The sequence below is a fragment of the Streptomyces sp. NPDC031445 genome (genome assembly GCF_055581365.1).
Genome location: NZ_JBVIJO010000002.1, coordinates 433,532 through 460,112, shown reverse-complemented (window position 1 = coordinate 460,112; position 26,581 = coordinate 433,532). Strand labels below are relative to the sequence as shown.

Genomic DNA, 26,581 nt, shown 5'->3' with positions numbered 1-26,581 from the left:
GTCCGGTGCGCGGCGGGTTGGTCACCCATAGACGTGTGCCGGTTGATCGCGCGCGACTAGGGGAGCTGGTACGAGCATGGCGGTTGACGCTGCTCGATCGGAAGAGGGGTTCACGTCGGCGAGGGCTGCGCGGGTGATGAGTGCCGCGTGCCGGGCTGCGGGCCTTGATGGCAGAGGCGCGGAGCTGATTCGTCTCGGAGAGAACGCTCTGTTCCGACTGACCACGGCGCCGGTGATCGTCCGCGTAGCTCGGGGAGAGCCCTGGTTGTCGAAGGCGCGTGTCGAGGTGGCTGATCGGAGAGGGATTCCCGGCGGCCAGACTCGTTGACGGCCTGGAGCAACCGTTCCTGATCGAGGGCCACCCGGTGACTTTCTGGCGCCTCATCGTGGAGGGCGACCGCAAGGCCACCTACGGCGAACTGGGCAGCATCCTGAGGGACCTGCACTCTATGAAGATGCCCGCGGGCCTTGAGCTGCCTGCGTTCGATCCTTTCGACAAGCAGGAGCTGCGGATCAGTAAGGCGCCAATCCCGGATGATGACCGGGTCTTCCTCCGTAAGCGGTGGCAGGAGCTGCGTGGCCAGTTCGAGGAGCTGAGGTTCGAGACTCCGAAGGGGCCGGTGCACGGGGATGCTCATGTGCAGAACCTCATGGTGAACGATCGGGATGAAGTGATTCTGATCGACTTCGAGGCCTTCTGCTTCGACCACCCTGAGTGGGATCTGATGGTCACGGCGGTTGAGCATCACAGCCTTGGGTGGCAGACCGATGAGCAGTACGCGGACTTCGTGGGGGCGTACGGGCGGGATCTGTACGACTGGCCCGGCTATGACACGCTCCGGCGGCTTCAAGAGTTCGGCATGACGACGTGGCTCATGCAGAACGTTCAGGAGAGTGAGGAGACGGCGGCCGAGTACCGCCGGCGCATCGCTGGCCTGCGCAACGACGCTGCGCCGCGCGACTGGCGTCCCTGGTAGCTGTTACTCGTCGTCCAGGCGGGCGAGTGCTTCGCTTACCTGCTCGTTGAAGGCGACGACGGCGGGGTGTGCGGCGTCTGCGCTGATGGAACGGAAGAGCCGTTCGACCCGGCGTCATGGTTCTCGTGAGGCGGAGCCGCCGCCCGCTTGCATGGGGGCGGCTCTGCTCGTGTGGCTGCCAGAAGCCGTCAGAATGCCTCGGCGAAGTCATCTTCTTTCATGATCAGTCGGTCTCGTACGTCTTTGGGAATCATGAGCTTCATGTGGATGTGAGGGGCGCGAACCCCCTTCACCCTGGTCCGCTTGATCACGCACTTGATTCCCACCCTGAGCAGATCGGCGGCCATAGCCTCTATGCCACCTTCTTCCCAGTGCTGCCGGAAGGTCTTGCCGTTGTGCACGGCTACCCATCGGTCCTTCGTGGACTCCGGGTCGATGGCCTCCAACTGCTTGATCAGGTCGTCCAGCGTCTTCTCGGCCTTCTCCTTGGTGAAGCGGGTCTTCGTGAACCGGCCTCCGGGCTCCAAGCCAGTCATGTAGTAGCTGATCGACTGCTCCAGCCGCTGTAGCTCCTTGCGGGCCTCGGCGCCCTGTCGGTACTCGCGTGTCATGACAGGCTCGTCACCCAGGACCCTCAGGACGTCGTCCACAAGCTTGCCGTAGATCTCGTCGGGGTTAGGGGCGCCGTGTCCTCCGGCTTTGCACTTACCGCACCGCAAGTACGCGTACGACCGTCCATTGACCCGGTTCTTTTGCACAGTCATGTTCGAGCGGCAGTCATGGCAGATCAGTACGCCGAGGAACTTTGTCGCACCGCCGGGACGCCGTGTGGGCTGGTCCTTCGCCCTGTGGTCCAGGGCCTTCTGTAGGCTGTCGTACTCATCCTCGGTGAAGATCGGGTCGGCCACACGGATGGGCTGAGCATCGCTACCGAGGACGATCTTCGAGCGGCGTACGCCTCCGTTCTTGTCCTCTTCTACCCGGTAGCCCATGAGGGCAGGGTTCCTGAGGCGCCGGAGCAGCGTTGAGGCCGTAAGCCCTGGCCCGCAGAGGCCGGCTCGTACGAGAACCTTGGCCATGCGACGCGCTGACGCCGGCTTGGCACGCATGGCAGCTTTCCGGCACCAGTGCAGTGCCCGGTACGCATCCGGGTTGATGACGAGTACGACCCGGCCGTCCTCGTCCTCCGTCGTCTCGTATCCGTACGCGGGCTTGCCTACCAGCCACTCACTCTGAGTCTTCGTGTAGTCCCAGAGGCTTGCTACGCGTGTGCTCGTGTTGGCGGCCTCGATCTCGGCGATGCCGCCAATGATCGTCACCATGATCTTCCCGGCCGTCGTGGTCAGGTCGATCGAGTCGTTCTTGGAGACGAGGTTCTTGCCGTACTTCAGGCACCAGTCGATCATGGTGCTGAGGTCGGTGAGCCGCCGGACGAAACGGTCCAGCTTCCAGAAGAGGATCACGTCGAGCTCTGGTGCCCGGTTGTTGAGCCAGTCCCCGAGTTCTTTGCGCTTCCACGGCGGAACCTTCGTGGCTGACACGTTGAGATCGCTCGCCACCCCTACGACTCGACAACCGCGCTCCAGGGCCAGTTTGCGGAGATCGAGTTCCTGACGAACAGGTGACGTCGTGTCGTCGGTGAGGACGGAGAGCCGCACGGACAACAGGGCTCGCGGGGCGTCGTCGGGTAAGCGTGCCTCCGCCCTCTTCAGCTCTTCCAAGAGCGCTAAGTCCGCCTCCGTCCACTCAGTCTCAACTGCGTACTGGGCGCGGTCAGTTGCCGCGCGGGTCCTCGTTCGCTTCCCCATGACCAGCACGGTAGCGGTTTTGGGTCCGTTGGTGAATGGCCGCAGATGGACACCCACATCCAGATCGGCCCGACCGGCAAGAAGCTGCTCCCGCTGACGGTCAAGAACGCGGGTCCGACGCCGGCTTCGAGTGGTCATACGCACTGAGGTGGGTGAGGCCCTCGATCGGGTGGTTGAGGCGTTGGCGGGGGTGAGCGAGGAGGAGGTGGCCGCAGCGCTGGCTGTGCTTGCCAGCGCATGTCCTCACTCGCCAGCGCCTTCTACTGCCTCTCGGACGCCCCTGCGAGGGCGTAGAAGTGCCTCACAGATCGTCTCCGAGGTGGAGTGGATCTGACGCGCAGTTCCAGGCTGGTGTCCGATCAGGTCTCGTTCTAGCCGACGGGTCAGGCCTGCTCTCAGTTCCGCGAGGCGGGTGAGGGCACTGGGGTTGCCTGCGTCAGCGGCGATCTGGGCGAGTTGGTCGGCTTGCCGCCTGTCGCCAGCCATTTCACGTATAACGGCCACCCGCGCCATGGCGTGCGTATCCCCTGCATCAGCCGCAAGCCGGGCAAGTTCCTCGGCCCCTTCCTGGTCTCCCGCAACTCTCCGCATGTCGGCCAGCCGCATGAGGGCAGTGGTGCTTCCTCTCTGGGCAGCCTGCTTGGCAACGCGTACTGCTCCTTCTTGGTTCTTTCCGAGTTCACGCATTTCGGCGAGTCGAGCGAGGGCACCGACGTCGCCGGCGTCAGCCGCCAGCCGCGCCAGCTCCTGCGCTCCCTCTGGGTCTCCAGCTGCTTCCCTTAGGTCGGCCAGGCGGGCCGCGGCGCTCGGGTTACCAGTCTCGGCAGCCTGCCGGGCGAGGTACTCTGCTTCCTCCGGGTCTCCGGCGGCCACTTTCATTTCGACGAGTCGGGCTACGGCGGTGGGATTGCCCGCTGCTGCGGCCTGCTGGTACAAGCGCTCGGCTCCTTCCACATCCCCGGCCACTTCACGGATGGAGGCGATGCGGATCAAGGCGAAGCGGTGACCGGCCTCGATAGCTTGTTGCGCGAGTTTCTCGGCTTCCTCGTGTGCGCCGGCTACCGCACGCATCTCGGCGAGCCGGACCAGGGCAAAGGACTGGCCGGCGCGCGCTGCTCGCCGAGCGAGTTGTTCGGCTTCTTCTCGGCGGCCGGCTGCCTCACGCTCGGCGGCTAGCCGAGCAAGCGCGCTTGCGTTGCCCACGCGGCCGGCACGTTGGTAGAGGCGCCGGGCTTCGTTGCGGGCTGTCGGTCCGCCAGTTTCTCGGATGGTGGCCAGCCTGACGAGGGCTGTTGTGTCGCCGGCCTTAGCGGCCAACTGTCCCAGTCTTTCCGCTCCTTGAGTGGCTCCTGCGAGCTCTCGCATCTCGGCGAGGCGAACGAGCGGGCCGGTGTTGCCTGCCGTTGCGCACCGTATTGCGAGTTCTTCAGCCTTTGTTCTATTTCCATACACTTCGTGGATCTCGGCGAGCTGGCCTAATCCCCTGGTGTCACCCGCGTCGGCTGCCTGTTGGGCGAGCGTCTCTGCTTCTTCACTGAGGCCGGCCTTGTGCCGTATGCCGGCGAGCCGGATGAGCGCAGCAGTACTGCCTGCGTCGGCGGCTTGCTGAAGGAGCTGGTCGGCTTCCTTCCAGGCGCCGTTTGTCCGTCGGATCTCGGCAAGCCGTGCGATGGCGTCGGCGTTACCCGAATCGGCGGCCTGTTGGGCGAGGCGCTCGGCCCAGTGGAAGCGGTGGCGGATCCGGGCGGCGTCAGCGAGATTGACGAGACCCTCGGGGGCGAGATGGTCGTGCGCTGCCTGCCAGAACGACTCCGGAGGGCACAGGCGTGCGCGGCCGCGCCGTCCGTGTTGCTCCAGGTAGTCGGCGAGTCGGTAGGAGTGCGAGGGGGCAGTCTCCATTGCAGAGGATCTTCGGGCCGGACGAGGCCGAACTCGGCGCAGGGGAGCAAGGCGTCCGTGGACAGGCGAGGTGACATCGGCGAAGGCCTGGTCTAGCCAGTTGTCTGCGAGGTCGTCGTATTCGTCGTCGCTGAGATAGTCGTCCACGGCTTGTTCGAGAAAGCTGACCGGCAAGTGCAGTCCGGCTCCGAGACGTCGTGCGTCCATTGCGACTTCGAGCAGGGCACGAACAGGCGGGTCAGCTGTCTCGTAGCGACGTAAAAGCTCCGGTGCTCCCGCGAGGAACTGAGTCAGCCGACCGTTGTCGGTGTGTTGCAAGGCATGAGCCAGTTGACGGTCACCAGCTACGGCAATTGCTCTGGCCTTGTTCAAGGCGATGTGGTCGAAACGGTCCGGCAGGGTTACGAGGCGTCCGGCCAGCAGCGCACGAGCCTGCGGATGCGGGTCAGGGTTCCCAGGACGAGGGAGGGCCATGTAGTCGTTCTGGTACTCGGGCCACAAGGTTCCCAGGACCAAAACAGGGCTGCGCGATACGTCGGTGAGCAGCCTGTGGACTGCAGCGGCGATCTGTTCCCCGTTCTCACCACCAAGGTACTGCTGGGCGTCGTTCAGCCAGACTATGGTTCGCTGCTCCACTCGGTGCAGATCAGCGAGCGCGGCATCGGCCCGTGTGGGATCGAAGGGATGCCACAGGCGCCATCCGAGAGCAGCCAGCGGCTGCACGGCCTCCCAACAGGCGCGCGTCTTGCCCGTGGAGGATGACCCCACAAGAACAGCCATCTCGCTGTGCCCCTCGTTGGCGGCCTCGATGACAGCTGCAAGATGCTCATCATGCGGGCGGCGCACATAGGCAGGTAGTGTCCCGGCTCGGCCCTGCCAGCTTCGGTCTCTGCGCCCGTTGGGGCTGGAGCCCAAGGCTGGTGCCTCGACGGCAAAGTGGACCTCCAGATCGTGGGGATCCCACATCCGGATGAGGCGACCCAGTGCTCCGGTATTGGCAGTGGCGGACGGACCGCGCCCGTACGCGGTGTCGAGGAGAGCTAGCAGCCCATTCACGTCAAGACGCAGGGCCCTGCCCAACGCTCCGACCGTGTCCGCAGATGGCCCCGGCGCACCGGAACTCAAGGCTCGGCTGACCGTTGTGCGCCCCAGCCCGGCCGCCCGCGAGAGTTCGGTCTGGTTGAGTCCCCGAGCTATCCGTCCTGTTTCGAGGCGAGACCGTAACTCCGCCAGTGCCGCAGGATCGCGTACATCTTCCATCCCCACGCGGAGTCCCCACCCCTTGCCGTGCTCCGTTGTTCGTCCATGTTCATCTTCGACCGGCGAACCGCGATGAACGTCGCAACGCCGAAAGTCGGTCACACGACAGCAACCATGCCGACCTGTAGAGGTGTTCGACAATGTCCGACCACTGCGCCGTGATTCTTCTTGCCTGTGCCCTGGTGACTCTGACTGGGGCCCTCATCGCAGCAGCAGCTGGCTATGTTGCCCGCCGGGACCACGCCTCGTATCCAGCGGCACTCACCCGGGCAGCAGTTGCCTTCACCACCACGCTCAGCATGGCCGCCACTCTGGTAACGGTCCTCAGCAACCTGACACAACGGTGACGGAACGTCTCCAACCAATGCTCGGCCTACGCATTATCTGGGCGATCCGACCGCAGATGGACACCCACATCCAGATCGGCCCGACCGGCAAGAAGCTGCTCCCGCTGACGGTCAAGAACGTGGGTCCGGCGCCGGCCGCGAGCGGTCACGTGCACTGACGTGAGCCAGGCACTCGACTCCCACTCTGAAGTGGAGTGGGTCTGAGCCGCTGCGGTCGCGCACAGGCTGCGCGGTGACCATGAGTGCCCCCTTCGCTTCGGAGGGGGCGCAGTCGTGTCATGACCTGCCGTAGCAGGCGGCGCAAGGTGTCTTTGGCAAGTTGATGTCCGAACTCGTGATTGCTGGTAAAAGTCGTTTGGTTCTACTGGTTGTAGGGGCAACCAGAGCTTGGTCGGCTCCGTTACCTACCGTTTGGTAATTGCTGATTTCTCCTCCGGTCAAAGTCAGAGCGGCTAGCGGGGCAGGTATGTAAACTCTCGCCTCGGGATCGTCGTCGGCGTGGTCGCCAGTCCCAGCACCTGGCCGTACGCCGCCATTGAGCACCTGCAGACGTACTCATCTCGAACGGGCTGGTGGCCGTCGTGGCGTTCGGCTCGTTGCTCACCGGGGAGTTCACGCAACGCTGTCCAGAGCCCCGCAGGGCAACGCGTGGCGGGGCCGGATCCGAATGTGCGGTGCGTGCGTCTACCCCGGTATGGAACCGCAGAAGCCGCCGCCCCCGTCCCACCAGCCCGAAGGGTGCCTCGTCGTCGCCGTCCGCCTTCCGGTGCGGATCGTCGTCCTGGTGCTGGTCGTGCCGGTGCGGATGGTGTGGGACGCGTTCGTCGTCGTCGGGCGTGTGCTGCGGGACAGCGTGCTCAGGCCGCTCGGGCGTGCCCTGGTGTGGGCCGGCCGGGCCGTGTTCGTGTGGCCGTTCGTGGGCCTGTGGCGGTACGTCCTGACGCCCGTCGGCAGGGCCCTCGCCTGGCTCGGCACCGTCCTGCTGGTGGTGCCGGCCGTGTGGTGCCACCGGTGCCTGCTCACCCCTCTCGGCCACGCCCTCGCCCGGCTCGCGCGCGGGGCCGGAGCCGGGCTCGCGTGGGTCTACGCGCGCGTGCTCACCCCGGCCGGGCACGCGCTGGCCTGGCTGCTGAAGGGGACCGGAGCGGTACTGGCCGCCCTCGGCGCCGGGGCGTACACGGCCGTCGCCTGGCTGCTGCGGTACCTGCTCGTCGTACCCGCGCGGTGGCTGTACACCTGGGTCCTGGCGCCCGTCGGCCGGGCCGTCGCCTGGTGCGCGCGGGGAGCGGGGTGGCTGCTGGGGCTGGTCGTCACCGGCGTGGGCCTGGCCCTGTACTGGACCGGCCGTGTCCTGTTCGTGCTGCCCGCGCTCGCGCTGTGGCGGTGGGTGCTCGCCCCGGTAGGCCGGTTCCTCGCGGTCGTCGCGCGCGAGGCGGGGGAGGCGCTCGGACACGCGTGGCGGGTCGCCGGGCGGATCTCCCTGGCCGTCGGGCGCGCGCTGGGGACCCTCTTCCGGTGGATCTTCGTGGAACCGGTGCGCTGGGTGTACCGGGCCGTCCTCACCCCGGTCGGGCACGTCGTGCTGGACGCCGTCCTGCGGCCCCTGGCCGGGGGCCTGCGCGCGGTGGGCCGGATGTCGCGGGAGGCGCTGGCCACGGCCCGGGAGACCGTGCGGCAGGCCCGCGCGGACTTCCGCCGGATGCTGTTCGGCGAGCCGCGGCAGCCGGCCGCGGTCGACCGGCGGGAACCCACCGCCCGCGACACACGTACTCTTGGTAGGAGTACGACCGCTCTCACGAAGGACTAGGACACTGGGCAAGCGACAGCCCGAAGGCCCGCCGCCCGCACCCGCGGTGCAGCGCATCCGACTGCGTTACACCAAGCGCGGCCGCCTGAGGTTCACCAGCCACCGAGACTTCCAGCGCGCCTTCGAGCGTGCGTTGCGCCGCGCCGAGGTGCCCATGGCGTACTCGGCCGGGTTCACGCCGCACCCGAAGGTGTCGTACGCCAATGCCGCACCCACCGGCACGGGCAGCGAGGCGGAGTACTTGGAGATCGCGCTCACCGAAGCGCGCGACCCCGAGACCCTGCGCGTCCTCCTCGACGAGTCGCTGCCCGCCGGGCTCGACGTCGTCGACGCGGTCGAGGCGCGGACCTCGGGCCTCGCCGACCGGCTGACGGCCTCCGTGTGGGAGCTGCGGCTGGACGGCGTCGACCCGGCCGACGCCGGGCGAGCGGTCGAGGCCTTCACCGGGGCCGACGCCGTCGAGGTCAAGCGCACGACCAAGAACGGCGTCCGCACCTTCGACGCCCGCCCGGCCGTGGTGAGCCTGGAGGCGCACGGTGTGCCGGGTGATAGGCCGACCGACCAGCCCTGTGCGATACTGCGGCTGGTTGTTCGGCACGTGACGCCTGCCGTACGACCCGACGACGTCCTGTCCGGTCTCCGCGCCGTGGCCGACCTGGCGCCGCCGGTCCCCGCAGCGGTGACCAGGCTGGCGCAGGGGCTGTTCGATGAAGAGACCGGCACGGTGACCGATCCGCTCGCGCCCGACCGCGAGGCTGCCGGGGCCCTGACGGCCCAGCCGGCCGCCGCCGCGACGGCGCCGGAAGGTCCCGCGTAGGGACGGACGTCGTAGCGCCGCCCTCGTACTCGGGAGCCACCTGGGTCGGGCAGCGCACCGACCAGAAGACTTTCGCCAGGCCGTACCGACAAGGCGTACGGAACCGGCGAGACAGGACACAGAGTGCTCCCGTGCGGCGCCCGCGCCCCGGACGGCGGCCATCGCGCATCGCGCGGGCCGCGGACGTCAACGGCGGACGGTCCTCAGAGACCGGCGCCGGACCAGGTGCGGCGCCCGGGAGCCTGACGGGAGAAACGCCCGCATGCTCGAACCGACCGAACCCAATGAGGGTTCCGAACTGAACACTCCGAGCGACACCCTGCCGCCGCGCAGGCGTCGCCGTGCCGCCTCCCGGCCGGCGGGTCCGCCCGCCGCGGTCGCGGAGGCGCCCGTGGAGGTCACCGTGCCGGCCACGCCGCCCGCGGAGGCCGACGAGGTCACCGAGGTGACCGAGGACGCCAGCGGGGCCACCGGAGCCGGTGAGACTCCCGAGGCGGAGGGGACCGAAGCGGCCGCCCCCGCCGAGGAGGCCGCTCCCGCGCGTCCGCGCCGGCGGGTGGCCCGCCGGGCGTCCGCGCCCACCGGGTCGCCGGCGTCCGCCGAGGCCGCCGAGACGGTCGTACCGGCCGAGCCGGAGAAGACCGCCGCCGTCCCCGAGGCCGGCGAGGTCGTCGTCGGTGAGGAGGCCGCCCCGCGCCGCACCCGGCGCCGGGCCACGCGCAGCGTGTCGACGCCGACCGCCGATGCCGCCGTGACCGCCGAGGTCCCGGTGACGGAAGCCGCTGCCGCCGAGACCGCGCCCGCCGAGGAGGCCGCTCCCGCGCGTCCGCGCCGGCGGGTGGCCCGCCGGGCGTCCGCGCCCGCCGGTTCGGCGGCGTCCGCCGAGGCCGCCCAGACCGCGGAGACCGTGGTCCCGGCCGCCGCCGCGTCCGCTGCCGCCGAGGCCGAGACCCCGCAGCAGCCCGCCGCCGAAGCCGCGGCCCCCGCCGAGGAGGCCGCTCCCGCGCGTCCGCGTCGCCGGGCCACCCGCCGGGCGTCCGCGCCGGCCGGTGCCCCGAAGGGCGCCGAGGAGGCCCCGGCCGCCGCCCCGGCGGCGCAGCCGGAGTCCGGGTCGCAGGCGGAGACCCCGGCCGCCGAGCCGGAGGCCGCCGAGGCCGAGGAAGCCGCTCCGCGCCGTACGCGCCGTCGTGCCACGCGCCGGGTGTCCGCGCCCGACACCGCGCCCGGCGCCGAGGAAACCGCGGAAGCCGTGCAGGCCGTGCAGGCCGTGCAGGCCGAGGAGACCCCGGCCGCAGAGCCGGAGACCGCCGAGGAGGCGCCGCAGGCCGCCGCGGCCGAGGAAGCCGCTCCGCGCCGTACGCGCCGTCGTGCCACGCGCCGGGTGTCCGCGCCCGACGCCACCCCCGCCACCGGGGAAGCCGCCGAGGCGGAGGACGCCGTGGCCGCCCACACTCCGGAGGTCCCCGCGACCACGCACACCACCGAGCCGGCCCCGGCCACCCAGCCCGTCCAGGCGCCGCCTGCCCCCGCGCCGGCCGCCGAGGCCGAGGCCGGGGCTCCGCGCCGGGCCCGGCGCCGGGTCGTCCGTGCCGCGTCCGGATTCGCCGAGCCCGCGCGGACCGCCGAGCAGGAGGAGGCCGGGGCCCCGCGCCGGCCCGCCCGCCCCGCCGTCGCCGTCTTCCAGGCGCCGGTGTTCACCGAGCCCCAGTTCCAGACGCCGGAGCGGGCCGCCGCCGAGGCGGCTGCCGTGGCCGAGGTCGATGAGACCGTCGAGGCCGAGGAGACCGAGGAGTACACGGAGGAGCACGTCGAGACCGGTGGCCGCCGTCGCCGGCGTCGCCGTGGTGCCGCCGCCGAGGAGAGCAGGCCGGCCGAGGCCGCCGCCGAGGAGGAGCCCGAGGAGGCCGACGAGGCCCCCGAGGCCGCCGACGACCTCGCCGAGGGCGAGGACGGCGACGAGACCGAGGGCGCCGAGGGCTTCGAGGAGTCCGGCTCGCGCCGTCGCCGCCGCCGCGGCGGACGCCGCCGCCGGCGTGGTGACGCGGGCGACGGCGAGTCCGGCGAGGGCGTGGACGCCGACGCCGACGAACTGGCCGCCGAGCAGGCCGCGCAGGACGCCGAGGACACCGCCGAGCAGGAGGAAGAGGACGACGACGAGGCGCGTGGCGAGGAGTCGGGCGGCTCCAGCTCCAGCAGCCGCCGTCGCCGTCGCCGGCGCCGCCGGGCCGGTGACACCTCCGTGGACGCCGAGCCGTCAGAGGACGACCCGGAGCGCACCGTCGTCAAGGTCCGCGAGCCCCGCAAGCCCAGCGAGCCGTCCGACGAGGTGCAGTCCATCAAGGGCTCGACCCGTCTGGAGGCCAAGAAGCAGCGCCGCCGGGAAGGCCGTGAGCAGGGGCGCCGACGCGTCCCGATCATCACCGAGGCCGAGTTCCTGGCCCGCCGCGAGGCCGTCGAGCGCGTGATGGTCGTCCGTCAGCACGGCGAGCGCACGCAGATCGGCGTCCTGGAGGACGGCGTGCTCGTCGAGCACTACGTCAACAAGGAGCAGTCGACCTCGTACGTCGGCAACGTCTACCTGGGCAAGGTCCAGAACGTGCTGCCGTCGATGGAGGCCGCCTTCATCGACATCGGCAAGGGCCGCAACGCGGTCCTGTACGCCGGTGAGGTCAACTTCGAGGCGCTCGGCATGGCGGGCGGGCCGCGCCGGATCGAGTCGGCGCTCAAGTCCGGCCAGTCCGTGCTCGTGCAGGTCACGAAGGACCCGATCGGGCACAAGGGCGCGCGGCTCACCAGCCAGGTCTCCCTCCCCGGGCGCTACCTCGTGTACGTGCCCGAGGGCTCGATGACCGGCATCAGCCGCAAGCTGCCCGACACCGAGCGGGCCCGGCTGAAGACCATCCTCAAGAAGATCGTCCCCGAGGACGCGGGCGTCATCGTGCGCACCGCCGCCGAGGGCGCGAGCGAGGACGAGCTGCGCCGCGACGTCGAGCGGCTCCAGGCGCAGTGGGAGGAGATCCAGAAGAAGGCCAAGAACGGCGGCAGCGCTCCGACGCTGCTGTACGGCGAGCCGGACATGACCGTCCGGGTCGTGCGGGACATCTTCAACGAGGACTTCTCCAAGGTCATCGTCAGCGGTGACGAGGCCTGGCAGACGATCCACGGGTACGTCTCGCACGTCGCCCCGGACCTGGCCGGCCGGCTGTCGAGGTGGACCTCCGAGGTCGACGTCTTCGCCACCTACCGGATCGACGAGCAGCTCGCCAAGGCGCTGGACCGCAAGGTCTGGCTGCCCAGCGGCGGTTCGCTGGTGATCGACCGGACCGAGGCGATGGTCGTCATCGACGTCAACACCGGCAAGTTCACCGGCCAGGGCGGCAACCTGGAGGAGACGGTCACCAGGAACAACCTGGAGGCGGCCGAGGAGATCGTGCGCCAGCTGCGGCTGCGCGACCTCGGCGGCATCATCGTGATCGACTTCATCGACATGGTCCTGGAGTCCAACCGGGACCTGGTGCTGCGCCGCTTGCTGGAGTGCCTGGGCCGCGACCGTACGAAGCACCAGGTCGCGGAGGTGACGTCGCTGGGCCTCGTGCAGATGACCCGCAAGCGGGTGGGCCAGGGCCTGCTGGAGTCGTTCTCCGAGACCTGCGTCCACTGCAACGGGCGCGGTGTCATCGTCCACCTGGACCAGGCGACCGCGAACGGTGGCGGCGGCAAGCGCAAGAAGCGCGGCCGGGGCGCCGAGGCGCCGGAGCCCGTGCACGAGCACGTGCACGAGACCGCCGCCGTGGCCGTGGAGACCGGCGAGGCCGTCGAGCCCGAGGTGGAGACCGCCGTGGAGGTGGCCGCCGAGGCCGCCGAGCCGGTGGCCCTGCCCGCGCCCGAGTTCGCGCCGGACGAGGAGCTGTACAGCAGCGTCGCCGAGGCGGAGGCGGCGGCCACCCGTGGCCGTACGCGGCGCCGGGCGAGCCGCCGGGTGTCGGCTCCGGCGGGTGCGCCGAAGGCGGAGAGGGCGCCCCGGGCCGAGCGCGCGCCGAGGGCGGGCAAGGCCGCCGCGGAAGCCGCGGAGGCCGAGGCCCCGACCGCCCAGGACGTCACCGCCGAGGAGGCGGCGGCGCGCCCGGTGCGGCCGGAGCCGGCCGCCGAGGCGCTGGCCGAGCCGACGGCCGTCGAGGACCAGGTGGTCCCGGCGCCGCAGGCCGAGGCCCCGGCCACCGAGGAGGCCGCGCCCAAGGGCCGTACGCGCCGTCGGGCGACCCGGAAGGTGTCGGCCCCGGCCGGCTCGCCCGAGGGCGCCGAGGCGGCCGTCGTGACGGTGCCGGAGACGGCGCCCGCGGCCGAGGCGCCGGCGGAGCAGCCCGCTGCGGACGCCGTGACCCCGGCCGAGGCTCCGGAGGGGCAGCAGACGGAGGCCGTGAGCGCCGCCGCACCGGCCCGCCCGCGCCGCCGCGCGGTGCGCAAGGCCACCGCGCCGACCGCGCCCGAGGAGGCGGCCGTCGTGGTCGTCCCGTCGGCCGCGGCGGAGGAGGCCGCCGCGGCCGGGACTCCGGCGGCGCAGTCCCCGGCCGCCGAGGCTCCGGTGACGGAGGAGACGGCCGGCGAGGAGGCCGCGCCGGCCAAGAAGGCCGCACGTAAGACGGCGGCCAAGAAGACCGCGGCGAAGAAGACGGCCGCCAAGAAGACCGCGGCCAAGAAGACGGCCGCCAAGAAGACGACGGCCAAGAAGGCGGCGAAGACCGCCAAGACGGCTGCCGCGAAGTCGACGGCGAAGAAGACCACCACGGTCTCCACCGCCGCGGACGAGGACTGAGTCCCGTCCCACCAGGTGTGGTCCTGCCCCTGCGGGCAGGACCACACCTCTTGTCGGGGCCTTGGAGCGAGTTCTCCTCGGGGCGCCGGAGCCGGGTCAAGACGTACAGTGCCTCGGCACAGCTGAAACAAAGGAGAGAAACCGCGATGATAGGCCTCGTTCTGGCGGCCGGCGCCGGGCGCCGTCTGCGCCCCTACACCGACACCCTGCCCAAGGCTCTGGTGCCGGTGGGTCCCGAGGGCGCGGAGGAGTCGCTGACGGTCCTGGACCTCACCCTGGGCAACTTCGCCGAGGTGGGGCTGACCGAGGTCGCGGTCATCGTCGGCTACCGCAAGGAGGCCGTGTACGAGCGCAAGGCGGCCCTGGAGCGGAAGTACGGCCTGAAGCTGACCCTCATCGATAACGACAAGGCCGAGGAGTGGAACAACGCCTACTCCCTGTGGTGCGGCCGTGACGCGCTGAAGGACGGCGTGATCCTCGCCAACGGCGACACCGTGCACCCGGTCTCCGTCGAGAAGACCCTGCTCGCCGCGCGCGGCGAGGGCAAGCGGATCATCCTCGCCCTGGACACGGTGAAGAGCCTGGCCGACGAGGAGATGAAGGTCGTCGTCGACCCCGAGAAGGGCGTGCGCAGGATCACCAAGCTGATGGACCCGGCGGAGGCGACCGGTGAGTACATCGGCGTCACCCTGATCGAGGGCGAGGCGGCGCAGGAGCTGGCCGACGCGCTGCGGACGACCTTCGAGCGCGACCCGCAGCTGTACTACGAGGACGGCTACCAGGAGCTGGTCGACCGCGGCTTCAAGGTCGACGTGGCGCCGATCGGCGACGTGAGCTGGGTCGAGATCGACAACCACGACGACCTCGCGCGCGGACGGGTGATCGCGTGCCAGTACTGACCCGGCTGATTCCCTCGCCGGTCGTCGTGGACATCCGCGCGGGTGCCCTGGACGACCTGGCGAGTGTGCTCGCCGACCAGCGGATCTCGCACTCCGGGCGGCTCGCCGTCGCCGTCAGCGGCGGCTCCGGGGCCCGGCTGCGCGAGCGCCTCGCGCCCACGCTGCCCGGCGCGGTCTGGTACGAGGTCGGCGGCGGCACCCTGGACGACGCGGTCCGGCTGGCCGACGAGATGAAGTCGGGTCACTACGACGCGGTGGTCGGTCTCGGCGGCGGCAAGGTCATCGACTGCGCGAAGTACTCCGCGGCGCGCGTCGGCCTGCCCATGGTCGCCGTCGCCACCAACCTCTCCCACGACGGGATCTGCTCGCCCGTCTCCATCCTGGACAACGACGCCGGCCGCGGCTCCTACGGGGTGCCGACGCCCATCGCCCTCCTCATCGATCTGGACGTGATCCGCGAGGCGCCGATGCGGTTCGTGCGGTCCGGCATCGGTGACGCCCTGTCCAACATCTCCGCGGTCGCGGACTGGGAGCTGGCCAACCGCGTCAACGGGGAGAAGATCGACGGCCTGGCCGCCGCCATGGCACGCCAGGCGGGCGAGGCCGTGCTGCGGCACCCGGGCGGATGCGGCGAGGACGAGTTCCTGACCGTGCTGTCCGAGGGGCTGGTGCTGTCGGGCATCGCCATGTCGATCGCCGGGCACACCCGGCCGTCCTCGGGCGCCTGCCATGAGATCAGTCACGCGCTCGACCTGCTCTACCCCAAGCGGGCGGCGAGCCACGGCGAGCAGGTGGGACTGGGGGCCGCCTTCGCCATGCACCTGCGCGGCGACACCGAGCGTGCCCTGCTGATGGCCGGCACGCTGCGCCGGCACGGGCTGCCCGTGGTGGCGGAGGAGATCGGGTTCGACGACGACGAGTTCGTCCGCGCGGTGGAGTACGCGCCGCAGACCCGGCCCGGCCGTTACACGGTCCTGGAGCACCTGGAGCTGTCCGCGGAGGGCATCCGGAAGGCGTACGCCGGTTACGTGGCCGCGGTCGCCGGCTGAGCCGGGGCCCGGTTTGACCCCTACGGTTCCGGCCCGTAACCTTGACCGTCGGCGTGTCCACTGAACACGCCACATCCCCGTAAACCTCTTCCTCCCGGGCACACGGTTGGCCGGGAGAGGTCGTCCGTGGTTCTCCCGGGCGACTGGCCTGCGGGGGTGCCGTTTCTTCGAGCGAAAGTGAGATCCGCGTGTACGCCATCGTGCGCAGCGGTGGTCGCCAGCACAAGGTTGCTGTCGGCGACGTCGTTGAGGTTGACAAGATTTCCACCGCCAAGGTTGGCGACACGGTCGAGCTCTCGACCCTGCTCGTTGTCGACGGCGACTCCGTGACCAGTGACCCGTGGGTGCTGGCCGGCATCAAGGTCCAGGCCGAGGTCGTGGACCACCACAAGGGCCAGAAGATCGACATTCTGCGCTACAAGAACAAGACCGGCTACCGCCGTCGGCAGGGCCACCGCCAGCAGTACACGGCGATCAAGGTCACTGAGATCCCCGCGGCTGCGAAGTAAGGGACTGAGGAGAAATGGCACACAAGAAGGGCGCATCGTCCACCCGGAACGGTCGCGACTCCAACGCCCAGCGGCTCGGCGTGAAGCGCTTCGGCGGTCAGGTCGTCAGCGCGGGTGAGATCCTGGTCCGCCAGCGCGGCACGCACTTCCACCCGGGCGCCGGCGTCGGCCGTGGCGGCGACGACACGCTGTTCGCCCTGCAGGCCGGTTCGGTGCAGTTCGGCACCCACCGTGGCCGCAAGGTCGTGAACATCGTTCCGGTCGCCTGAGTCGGCTGATCGGAAGCTTTCGCGAGGCGGACCTCACTTCCCGGTCGGGAAGGCGGGTCCGCCTTTCGCGTGTTACCCACAAGACATACCCGGACGTTCCTTCTGGAGGCACTTAACCATGACCACCTTCGTGGACCGCGTCGAACTGCACGTCGCCGCGGGTAACGGGGGCCACGGCTGTGCCTCCGTCCACCGTGAGAAGTTCAAGCCGCTCGGCGGCCCCGACGGCGGCAACGGCGGCCGGGGCGGTGACGTCATCCTGACGGTCGACCAGTCGGTCACGACGCTGCTCGACTACCACCACTCCCCGCACCGCAAGGCCACCAACGGCAAGCCCGGCGAGGGCGGCAACCGCTCCGGCAAGGACGGCCAGGACCTGGTCCTGCCCGTGCCGGACGGCACGGTCGTCCTGGACAAGGCGGGCAACGTGCTCGCCGACCTGGTCGGCCACGGCACCTCGTACATCGCCGCGCAGGGCGGCCGGGGCGGCCTCGGCAACGCGGCGCTGGCCTCCGCCCGCCGCAAGGCGCCCGGCTTCGCGCTGCTCGGCGAGCCCGGTGACGTCCAGGACGTCGTCCTGGAGCTGAAGACCGTCGCGGACGTGGCCCTCGTCGGCTATCCGAGCGCCGGCAAGTCCTCGCTGATCTCCGTGCTGAGCGCGGCCAAGCCGAAGATCGCCGACTACCCCTTCACCACGCTGGTCCCGAACCTGGGCGTGGTGACCGCCGGTTCCACCGTCTACACCATCGCCGACGTGCCCGGTCTCATCCCCGGCGCCAGCCAGGGCCGCGGCCTCGGCCTTGAGTTCCTGCGGCACGTGGAGCGGTGCAGCGTGCTGGTGCACGTGCTGGACACCGCGACCCTGGAGTCCGACCGTGACCCCGCCTCCGACCTCGACGTCATCGAGGAGGAGCTGCGGCAGTACGGCGGCCTGGGCGACCGGCCCCGCATCGTCGTCCTGAACAAGGTGGACGTGCCGGACGGCAAGGACCTCGCAGAGATGGTCCGCCCCGACCTGGAGGCCCGCGGCTACCGCGTCTTCGAGGTGTCGGCGGTGGCGCACATCGGGCTGCGCGAGCTGACCTTCGCCCTCGGTGAGCTGGTGGCGGGCGCGCGTGCCGCCAGGCCGAAGGAGGAGGCGACCCGGATCGTCATCCGGCCCAAGGCCGTGGACGACGCGGGCTTCACCGTCACCCGGGAGGACGTCGCCGGTGAGCCGCTGTTCCGGGTGCGCGGCGAGAAGCCCGAGCGCTGGGTCCGGCAGACCGACTTCAACAACGACGAGGCCGTCGGCTACCTCGCCGACCGGCTCAACCGCCTCGGTGTGGAGGAGGAGTTGATGAAGGCGGGTGCCCGCACGGGTGACGGCGTCGCCATCGGTCCGGAGGAGAACGCGGTCGTCTTCGACTGGGAGCCGACCGCCATGGCCGGCGCGGAGATGCTCGGCCGCCGTGGTGAGGACCACCGCTTCGACGCCCCCCGGCCCGCGGCACAGCGCCGCAGGGACCGGCAGGCCGAACGGGACGAATCCCAGCAGGAGTTCGACGACTTCGAGCCCTTCTAGGCGAGCCGCCTCGAGCCCTTCCGGGCGAGCCGCTGCGGGCGCGGAGGAGTGGGCTTCGGCTGTTACAGCACCTTTACACAACTTCGCGCCGATCGCCGTACGGGTGACACGGAGCCGAAGTGTGGCGGGCGCTACGGTGACATGACCGTTGCGGACGGGGAGCGTTTGACCGGCGCTCCCCGCCGCGTGCACGTCGTGTCCCGTGGGGGGAAGACATATGGGCTCCGCGCCCGCCGAGCGTCCTGTCGTGTCCGTGATCGTTCCCGTCTACAACGCCGTCGACCATCTGCCGCAGTGCCTGCGGTCCATCGCCGGTCAGTCGATCGGGTTCGAGCGCATCGAGATCATCGCGGTGGACGACGGTTCCACCGACGGCGGCGGCGAGCTGCTCGACGCCTGGGCCGAACGCCATCCCGGCCGGGTGCGGGTGGTGCACCAGGAGAACTCCGGCGCACCGGGCGGCCCGCGCAACCGGGCCGTCCGGATGGCCCGGGGCGAGTTCCTGTTCTTCGCCGACCCCGACGACTACCTGGGCACCGAGGCGCTGGAGCGCCTGGTCGCCGCCGCCGAGCGCAACGACTCCGACGTGGTCCTCGGGAAGATCAAGGGTGTGGGGCGCAAGGCCCCGGTCACCCCGTTCCGGGAGAACGTCGACGGGGGTGACATCTTCACCTCCAAGGGCGTGTGGTCCCTCACCGCGCACAAGCTGTTCCGCCGCTCGCTGGTCGAGGAGCACGGACTGCGGTTCGCGGAGGGCCTGCGGCTGGCCGAGGAACAGATGTTCGTGGTGCCCGCCTACCTGCACGCGCGGTCGATCTCCGTCGTGTCCGACTACGACTGCTACTACCTGGTCCGCCGTGACGACTTCCCGCACCTGACCCAGGAGGTCCCGGACCCGGCCCCCTTCTACGCGAACGTGCGGGACGTGCTGACCGTCGTGACGTCGCACGTCCCGCCCGGCGCCCGGCGCGACAAGCTGCTGTACCGGTGGCTCACCCTGGAGATCCTCGGCCGCTTCGACGGGCGCTTCGCCGACCTGCCCGAGGAGGTCCGCGCCCTGCACGTGAAGCTGGCGGGGGACCTGCTGCGCGCCTTCATGCCGCAGACGCTCGTGGACCAGCTGCCGCCGCTCTCCCGGCTGCGCTGCCTGCTGGTCTCCCAGGGGCTCGTCGAGGAACTCACCGCCCTCACCACGCTGGTCCCCAGGCCGGAGCCGAAGCCGCCCGCGACCCCCGCCCGGCCGGCGTCCGCACCGAGCCGGCGGCTCGCCCGGTACACCCCCGCCCGTGTGCTGAAGGCGCTCAGACGGCGTCTGCGCCGGGGGCGCTGACCGGCCGGCGTCCCCCCGGACGGCACAGGGCGGGGCCCGGAGGTCGAACCTCCGGGCCCCGCCCCTTGTCCCGTGCTCGCTCAGAGCTCCTTGGTCTGCTCCAGCATCCGGTCCACGACCCGCTTCGAGGCGTGACCGTCGTCCAGGTCGCAGAACAGGTGGTGGAAGCGGTCGAAGCGGTCCTGGTACTCGGCGGACACCTCGTCGATGTCCAGGAGCGCGTCGACCAGCTCCTTCGACGTGAACACCAGCGGACCGGGCGAGTCCTGCTCGAAGTCGAAGTAGAAGCCGCGCAGGGTGTCCCGGTAGTGCTCCAGGTCGTAGGTGAAGAAGAGCATCGGCCGCTTCAGGTGGGCGTAGTCGAACATGACCGACGAGTAGTCCGTGATCATGATGTCGGCCGCCAGGTACAGCTCGGCGATGTCCGGGTACTCCGACACGTCCCACACGAAGCCGTTGCCGGCGCCCGGCACCGCGTCCACCACGTTGGAGTGGCGGCGGATCAGCAGGACGTGGTCGTCACCCAGCCGCCGCTGCGCGTCCTCGATGTCGATCCGCAGGTCGAACCGGTACTGGCCCTGGCTGTGCGCCTGGTCGTCCCGCCAGGTCGGCGCGTACAGCACGACCTTCTTGCCCTTCGGCAGGCCGAGGTGCTTCTTCACCCGCTCCGCGACGGCGTCCTTCTCCGGCGAGTACAGGTAGTCGTTGCGCGGGTAGCCCGCCTCCAGGATCTCCCCGTCGTAGGAGAAGGCGCGCTTGAGGATCGGCGTGCTGAACCGGTTGGAGGACACCACCAGGCTCCACTGCTTCGCCTCCAGCGCCAGCTTCTCCTGGTAGCGGCGGTCGAAGTGCAGCGTGTCGATGTCGTGGCCGATCTTCTTCAGCATCGTGCCGTGCCAGGTCTGCACGATGACCTGGCCGGGGCGCCGCTCGATCCAGTCCGGCAGGTGGCCGTTGGTGACGATGTAGCGGCTGGAGGCCAGCGCCTCGTACCACTCGCGGCCCCACATGCGGACGCGCTCCACGCCCTCCGGCAGCAGGACCTGGCCGTCGCGCACGGCCCACAGGTGCTTGAGCTGCGAGCCACGGGCGACCAGCTCCTCGTACATCGCCTTCGGGCTGTCGGAGAACTGCTTGCCGTTGTAGCTGAGGTAGAAGACCTGGTCCTTCAGGGGCTGCCGCCGCAGGGGCGCGTACACCTGCTCGCGCAGCTGCCGCTGGCGGTACGGGCCGCGCTCCAGGTCGTCCAGCTCCGAACGGCAGTTCAGCTGGGGGAAGTCGGCCCAGCGGTTCTCCAGCCAGTAGCGGCGGCCGCCCAGTTCGGCACGGAGCGGGAACTGCGCCGCCGCGAGGCGGTCGGTGACGAACGGCACGTCGGGACCCTCACCGTCGGCCGGGCGCAGGAAGAGGTTCCAGCGGCCCGCGCGCAGCGGCACATTGCCGTCGCCACCGAGGGTGGAGGGGTCGAAGGCGACCTCGAAACGGCCGTCGTCGAGCCAGCGCGGCTCCACGAAGCGCTCCTCGAACCGCGCCCGGGGCTTGAGCAGCAGCCGGGCACCGGTGAGCCGGGCGTCGGTGCGCGCGGTGAGGACGATCCGGCCGTCCTCCAGGGCGACCCGGTCGATCACGGCCCGCCGGGTGCGGCCGGCCAGCTTCAGGTACCCGTTGTGCCCGCCGACCACGGCCAGCTCGCCGTGCTCGACGTGTTCACCCAGCGAGGCGGGCAGGTTGTAGCGCCCGTCCGCCAGGCCCTCCTGGAGGACCGTGCTGAACTGGCGCTCGCCTCCCTTGGGGTCCGTGGCCACCAGCACGGTGGACCAGACGCGCTTCTCGGGCCGGGTCAGGGCGTCGACACCCTCGCTGAAGACCAGCGCCACGTCGGCCACCGGGACCTCGACCGAGAACCGGTGCGTGCCGCCCTCCTCGGTGACGTCGACCGGGTACTCGTGGACCTCGGCGCCCTTCTGGTTCTTCACCCGCAGCGCCACCCGCTCGCCGGCGTGCAGCGGGACCCGGATGTCACCGGTCACCCGCAGCCGGTCGCCCTCCAGGGTCCAGCCGGTGATCAGGGCGCGGACCTTCTCGATGCGCAGCTTGAGCGCACCGCGCTCGACCGACGGCAGCATCCGGAAGTCGGTGTCCAGCCAGAGGTACGGCGGGAAGTTGCAGGCGGCGCCGCCGCTGGACTGCACGGCGGCACGGCGCACCAGGCCGGAGGCGTACAGGCCGAGGCCCACGTGCCACAGGCCCTCCTGCCACTCACCGCCCTTGCGCAGCTTCGCCGGGTCGATGGTGACCTCCCAGCCGGCCCAGTCGTAGTTGTACCGGTCCTGACCGGAGTCCGTGGTGCGCTCCGGGGACTCGGTGTTCCGGGTGGGCAGCACGATGCGGCGGCGGGACTTGTCCTTGCGCAGTTGCAGGACCTTGACGGACGAGCGCTTCGAGGGGAGGTCGATCTTGTCGATCCAGGCGTGCCCGCCCAGCACCAGCTTGCCGTCGGACCAGCGGACGTCCTGGAGCGGGGCGCGCATGCGCAGGTCCCGGTCGATGCGCAGGGCCTTGCGCGGGACGTCCAGGTCGGCGTCGGCCAGGGCCGGGAAGGAGGCGTACTTGCGGACCAGGCCGGTGACCTCGATGGCCTCCTTGCGCCGCTGCGAGGCCAGCAGGGTGATCAGCTCGTCGAGCTGGTGCTTGCGGACCAGCAGCCACTGCACCCGCAGGTGCGTCGGCAGCGCCATGACGACCTTGGGGTCGATGTGGTCCAGGAAGCGGTTGGCCGAGCGCAGGAACTCGGCGCGGTACTCCTCGTCGCCGTCGGGCACCACGTTGAGGAACAGCCGCAGGTCGTCCACGAGGACGCGGGTGTCGTACTCCTGCTTCAGGCGGGCGAAGGTCTCGCCGGACTGCCTGCCCAGGAAGTCGCTGATCTCCAGGACGGAGGTGACGCGGTCGCGCACACCGGCCGGGTCGGTGCGGCGCTGCGTGATGGAGGGGGCGGACTCGCCCTCGCGCAGCCGCCAGTAGTAGCAGGGCTCGGAGATGACGTCGACGGCCTCGGCGAGGTAGTGCGCCCGCATGGTGACGGGAGTGTCCTCGTACAGGCGGCCCTCGGGGAAGGCGAAGCCGTGCTTCTCCCAGAAGGCCCGGCGGAAGACCTTGTTGCAGGCGATCCGGTCGGCGACGAGCTTGGCGTACTCGGAGATGTGGGTGCGCTGGCGTGCCTCGCCCGCGAGCATCCGCATCAGCGGGACCTGCCAGGTCTTCTCGCCCTTGAGGTGGAAGACGTTGCCGGTGGCGAAGTCGGAGCCGGTCTCGTCGAGGCTGCCGACCATCAGGCGGTAGGCGTCCGGCGGGACGAGGTCGTCGCTGTCGACGAACGTCAGGAACTCCGACTCGGGGGCGAGGTGGGCGATACCGGTGTTGCGGGCGGCCCCCAGCCCTCCGTTCTCCTTGCGTATCAGCCGGAACCGCGGGTCACGCTCCGCGTAGGTCTCGGCTATCGCCGCAGAGCTGTCGGGGGAGCCGTCGTCCACCATGAGGACCTCGAAGTCCTCGAACGTCTGCGCCGCCAGCGAGTCGAGACAGGCCGGCAGATAGTGCTCGACGTCGTACATGGGGACGATGACACTGAGCCGAGGGGCCATGCTTGTCGATCTCCTTCTCGGGGGTCAGGCCCGCTCGACGGCTGCGAGCGCCTGGGCGGGGGCCGGTGCGTGGGAACGCTCTGCGAACGGCACGAAGGGCAGCGGCTCCGTCTCGCCGAGGAAGACGCGGCGCACCACGCGCTCGGCGGCCCGTCCGTCGTCGAACTCGCAGAACCTACGGCGGAAGGCGTCGCGGCGCGCGGCCGCGTCCTGCCCGCGGTACTCGTCCGATCCGAGCAGGTCGATCAGCTCGGCCTGCGAGGTGGCCACCGCGCCCGGCGACTCCTGGAGCAGGTTGAAGTAGGTGCCGCGCACGGCGGAGTAGATGTCCCAGTCGGGCGCGTAGATGATGATCGGCCGGTCCAGGACGGCGTAGTCGAACATCGCGGAGGAGTAGTCCGTGATCAGCGCGTCGGCCGCGAGGTACAGCTCCTCCACCCGGGGGTGCGCCGACACGTCGACGATCCGCCCGCTGCGGCGCAGTTCGGCCACGTGGGCCGACCCGCCGTAGAAGTAGTGGCCGCGCACCAGCAGGGTCACGTCCGGCCCCAGCTCGTCGGCGAGGCGGGCGAGGTCGAGGCTCGGCACGAAGCCGGGCTGGTACTCGCGGTGCGTGGGCATGTACAGGAACGCCCGGGTGCCGTCGGCGAGCCCGAGGGCCGTGCGGGCCCGGCGGACGTCCTCCGACGTGCCGTTGACGAGGACGTCGTTGCGGGGGTAGCCGGTCTCCAGCGAGACGTAGGAGCACGGGTAGACCCGTTCCCAGACGGCGGTGGAGAAGCGGTTGGAGCTGACGCTGAAGTCCCAGCGGTCGCAGCGCTCCAGGAGCTTGTCGAAGTCCATGTCCGTCGAGGCGGGGTACTTGCGCTGGTCCAGGCCCATGGTCTTCAGCGGGGTGCCGTGGTGGGTCTGCAGGTGGATCTGGCCCTCGCGCTTGACCACGCTGTCGGCGAAGTTCACGTTGTTGACCAGGTACTTGGCCCGTGCGAGCGCGGCCCAGTACTCCTTGGAGCCGACCCGGACGTACCGCACGCCCTCGGGCACCCGGTCCACCGCGTCCGGCCGGACCGCCCAGACCCGGCGGATGTGCGGGGCGAGCCGGGCCAGTTCGGCGTCGATGGCGGCCGGGTTGCAGTTGACGCTGCGGCTCCAGTAGGCGGAGAACAGCGCCAGGTTCTCGTCCAGCGGCAGCCGGAGCTGCGACTGGTAGTAGACGCCCATCGCGCTGCGCTTGGACCGGTTGACGGCCGTACGGGTGCGGGTCCTGACCGCCTTGCGGAGCTTCACGGCGGCGGTGGCACCGGCCATCGCGGCGTACGCGTCCTTCTCCAGCATCGCGTACTTGTGGCCGCGGCCGCCGCCCGGGCGCTGGAAGCCCTCGGGGAGCCGGGCGCGGTAGTCGGCGGAGGCGCGGTGGAAGAACTCCGCCCGCGCGTCGGCCGGCAGCCGGTCGGGCCGGTCCAGGATGGTCAGGAAGTGGTCGGCCATCTTGCGGAACAGCGGTGCGCGCCACTGCGCGAACTCGGGGTGGGCGTCCAGGTAGTCGAAGACGCGGCGGTACTGGTCGAAGACGTCGAAGTGCTTGCGGCTGACCGTCTTCAGGATGTTGCCGCCCTCGCGGCGCTGGCGGTACATCACGCAGACCCGGTTCAGCACCGCGATGCGCTCGGCACTGATCATGGAGCAGAACGTCCAGGGGGCGTCCTCGTAGTAGCCGGGCGGGAAGGTCAGCTCGTGACGCAGGACGAAGTCCCGGCGGTAGGCCTTGTTCCAGACGATCTGCAGCAGGTCCAGCAGCTTCGGCCGCTCGGAGAGGGGGAAGGCCTCGGGACCGTCGGGCTGGAGCAGCTCGGCGCGCTGGTTGGGGCGGACCCGGCCGTCCCAGTAGCTGCGGGCGTAGTCGTAGACGAGGATCTCGGGGTTCCCGGCCGCCTCCAGCCGGTCGGCTATCGCCCGCAGCGCGCCGTCGGTCAGAGTGTCGTCACTGTCCAGGAAAAGTACGTAATCGCCCTGAACCTTCTCCATGCCCGCATTGCGCGCACGCCCCAGCCCCACGTTCTCCGTGAGGTGAATCACGTGAATGCGCGGGTCCCGCTCCGCGTATTCATCGAGAATGGCACCCGAACCGTCCGGTGAGCAGTCGTCGACCGCGATGACCTCGAAGTCCGTGTAGTCCTGCCCGAGCACCGAGTCCAGGCACTCGGTGAGGTAGCCCTGCACCTTGTAGACAGGGATGACGAGAGAGAGTCTGGGCATCCTTACAACCTGTTCCGAGACTGATCACGAGAGCGTGGGCCGAGGCCAGAGCACGCTCCGCCCGCCGGCGGCGCAGCGCGCCGTCGCATCAGAGTAAAGGATTCACTTGATGTTTCCGTGAGCAAGGTAGCGGGGCGGTCGGGGCGCGGAACAGCCGCGGACGCCGGACCTTTACTTGCTCGGAACATTCTCCCACCCCGATCCGCGGGCCATTCCACCCCGACTCACCGCTCAGGGTTTTCGCCGTAGTTGCCCGAAATCACCCGATTCGATTTTCCGTAGCCCATGAACGAGTCTGCTCTCCTACCGACACAGACCGAGGAGGCACGGAATGAGCTGGCTGGTCACGGGCGGCGCCGGGTACATCGGTGCGCATGTGGTGCGCGCCATGACGGAGAACGGCGAGCACGTGGTCGTCTACGACGACCTGTCGACCGGCAGTGCCGACCGGGTGCCCGGCGACGTCCCGCTGGTCGTGGGCAGCGTGCTGGACCAGGACCTCCTGGAGCGGACGATCCGTGACCATGCCGTGACCGGAGTGGTGCACATCGCCGCCAAGAAGCAGGTGGGAGAGTCGGTGGAGCGGCCCCTCCACTACTACCGCGAGAACGTCACCGGTCTGCAGACCCTGCTGGAGGCGATGACGGCCACCGGCGTCGGCCGGATCGTCTTCTCCTCGTCCGCCGCCGTCTACGGCATGCCGGACGTCGACCTCGTCACCGAGGACACCCCCTGCGTCCCCATGAGCCCCTACGGCGAGACCAAGCTGGTCGGCGAGTGGCTGATCGCCGCCGCGGCCAGGGCCCACGGGATCCGCGCCGTGTCCCTGCGCTACTTCAACGTGGCCGGTGCCGCCGCCCCGGAGCTGTCCGACGCGGGTGTCTTCAACCTCATCCCCATGGTGTTCGAGCGGCTGGAGGCCGGCGAGGCGCCGCGGATCTTCGGCGACGACTACGCCACGCCGGACGGCACCTGCGTACGTGACTACATTCACGTCCAGGACATCGCCTCCGCCCACCAGGCGGCCGCGGCGCGTCTGCGCGACGCCCCGGAGGGGACCTCGCTCGTCCTCAACATCGGCCGGGGCGAGGGCAGTTCGGTCCGGGAGATGGTGGACCGCATCCTGAAGGTGACCGGCAACGAGCGGCTGGCGCCCGAGGTCACCGACCGCCGGCCCGGAGACCCGGCGAGGGTGGTCGCGTCGGCGGACCGCATCCGGGCGGAACTGGGCTGGACGGCCCGTCTCGGCCTGGACGACATGATCGAGTCCGCGTGGCTGGGGTGGCGGCACCGGCACGCCTGAGCCCGAGCCCGAGCGGCCGGGGGTGAGGCC

The 26,581-nt window shown here is 70.3% G+C and carries 14 protein-coding genes and 1 pseudogene; 11 read left to right on the top strand and 4 right to left on the bottom strand.

Going from position 1 to position 26,581, the window contains the following annotated elements:
* Nucleotides 1-76 precede the first annotated feature (76 nt).
* Nucleotides 77-977: pseudogene (locus tag ACZ5DC_RS08320) on the top strand (phosphotransferase family protein).
* A 188-nt stretch (nt 978-1,165) separates the two neighbouring features.
* Here the strand turns inward: ACZ5DC_RS08320 and ACZ5DC_RS08315 are convergent.
* The gene (locus ACZ5DC_RS08315) at nt 1,166-2,785 is read right to left on the bottom strand and encodes a recombinase family protein (RefSeq protein ID WP_468650621.1); all 1,620 of its coding nucleotides are present in this window, start codon (nt 2,783-2,785) and stop codon (nt 1,166-1,168) included.
* 243 nt (nt 2,786-3,028) lie between these two features.
* Complete coding sequence (locus ACZ5DC_RS08310) at nt 3,029-5,530, bottom strand: transcriptional regulator (protein WP_468650619.1); 2,502 nt, start codon at nt 5,528-5,530, stop codon at nt 3,029-3,031.
* A 1,455-nt stretch (nt 5,531-6,985) separates the two neighbouring features.
* Between ACZ5DC_RS08310 and ACZ5DC_RS08305 the strand changes: the two genes are divergently transcribed.
* From ACZ5DC_RS08305 to ACZ5DC_RS08265, 9 genes are all read left to right on the top strand, one after another.
* The gene (locus tag ACZ5DC_RS08305; protein ID WP_468650617.1) at nt 6,986-8,098 is read left to right on the top strand and encodes a hypothetical protein; all 1,113 of its coding nucleotides are present in this window, start codon (nt 6,986-6,988) and stop codon (nt 8,096-8,098) included.
* 46 nt (nt 8,099-8,144) lie between these two features.
* Complete coding sequence (locus tag ACZ5DC_RS08300; protein ID WP_468650615.1) at nt 8,145-8,915, top strand: TIGR03936 family radical SAM-associated protein; 771 nt, start codon at nt 8,145-8,147, stop codon at nt 8,913-8,915.
* A gap of 262 nt (nt 8,916-9,177) precedes the next feature.
* Nucleotides 9,178-13,728 carry an Rne/Rng family ribonuclease gene (locus ACZ5DC_RS08295; protein WP_468650613.1) on the top strand — a complete coding sequence of 1,517 codons (4,551 nt, stop codon included), beginning with the start codon at nt 9,178-9,180 and terminating at the stop codon, nt 13,726-13,728.
* A 146-nt stretch (nt 13,729-13,874) separates the two neighbouring features.
* Nucleotides 13,875-14,627: a phosphocholine cytidylyltransferase family protein gene (locus tag ACZ5DC_RS08290; RefSeq protein WP_468650611.1), complete on the top strand. Its 753-nt coding sequence runs from the start codon at nt 13,875-13,877 to the stop codon at nt 14,625-14,627.
* Entirely contained in the window at nt 14,615-15,676 is a 1,062-nt protein-coding gene (locus ACZ5DC_RS08285; protein ID WP_366755309.1) for an iron-containing alcohol dehydrogenase family protein, read from the top strand. Before ACZ5DC_RS08290 ends, ACZ5DC_RS08285 begins: the two co-directional genes overlap by 13 nt.
* A gap of 188 nt (nt 15,677-15,864) precedes the next feature.
* A complete protein-coding gene (rplU, locus tag ACZ5DC_RS08280; protein ID WP_366755308.1) occupies nt 15,865-16,185 on the top strand; it encodes a 50S ribosomal protein L21 in 321 nt (106 codons plus the stop codon).
* Nucleotides 16,186-16,199: 14 nt separating this feature from the next.
* Nucleotides 16,200-16,454: a 50S ribosomal protein L27 gene (gene rpmA / locus ACZ5DC_RS08275; RefSeq protein WP_014672692.1), complete on the top strand. Its 255-nt coding sequence runs from the start codon at nt 16,200-16,202 to the stop codon at nt 16,452-16,454.
* 118 nt (nt 16,455-16,572) lie between these two features.
* The gene (gene obgE / locus ACZ5DC_RS08270; RefSeq protein WP_468650607.1) at nt 16,573-18,018 is read left to right on the top strand and encodes a GTPase ObgE; all 1,446 of its coding nucleotides are present in this window, start codon (nt 16,573-16,575) and stop codon (nt 18,016-18,018) included.
* A 247-nt stretch (nt 18,019-18,265) separates the two neighbouring features.
* Nucleotides 18,266-19,348 carry a glycosyltransferase family 2 protein gene (locus ACZ5DC_RS08265; RefSeq protein ID WP_468650606.1) on the top strand — a complete coding sequence of 361 codons (1,083 nt, stop codon included), beginning with the start codon at nt 18,266-18,268 and terminating at the stop codon, nt 19,346-19,348.
* An 80-nt stretch (nt 19,349-19,428) separates the two neighbouring features.
* On the opposite strand, the gene ACZ5DC_RS08260 is transcribed toward ACZ5DC_RS08265, so the two are convergent.
* Both ACZ5DC_RS08260 and ACZ5DC_RS08255 read right to left on the bottom strand, forming a co-directional pair.
* A complete protein-coding gene (locus ACZ5DC_RS08260; protein WP_468650604.1) occupies nt 19,429-22,992 on the bottom strand; it encodes a bifunctional glycosyltransferase/CDP-glycerol:glycerophosphate glycerophosphotransferase in 3,564 nt (1,187 codons plus the stop codon).
* A gap of 24 nt (nt 22,993-23,016) precedes the next feature.
* Nucleotides 23,017-25,248, bottom strand: coding sequence for a bifunctional glycosyltransferase/CDP-glycerol:glycerophosphate glycerophosphotransferase (locus tag ACZ5DC_RS08255; RefSeq protein ID WP_468650602.1), 2,232 nt, complete (start codon nt 25,246-25,248; stop codon nt 23,017-23,019).
* Between the two features lie 331 nt (nt 25,249-25,579).
* Between ACZ5DC_RS08255 and galE the strand changes: the two genes are divergently transcribed.
* Nucleotides 25,580-26,551 (top strand): UDP-glucose 4-epimerase GalE, encoded by a 972-nt coding sequence (galE, locus tag ACZ5DC_RS08250; RefSeq protein ID WP_468650600.1) that lies wholly within the window; start codon nt 25,580-25,582, stop codon nt 26,549-26,551.
* The last annotated feature ends 30 nt before the right edge of the window (nt 26,552-26,581 follow it).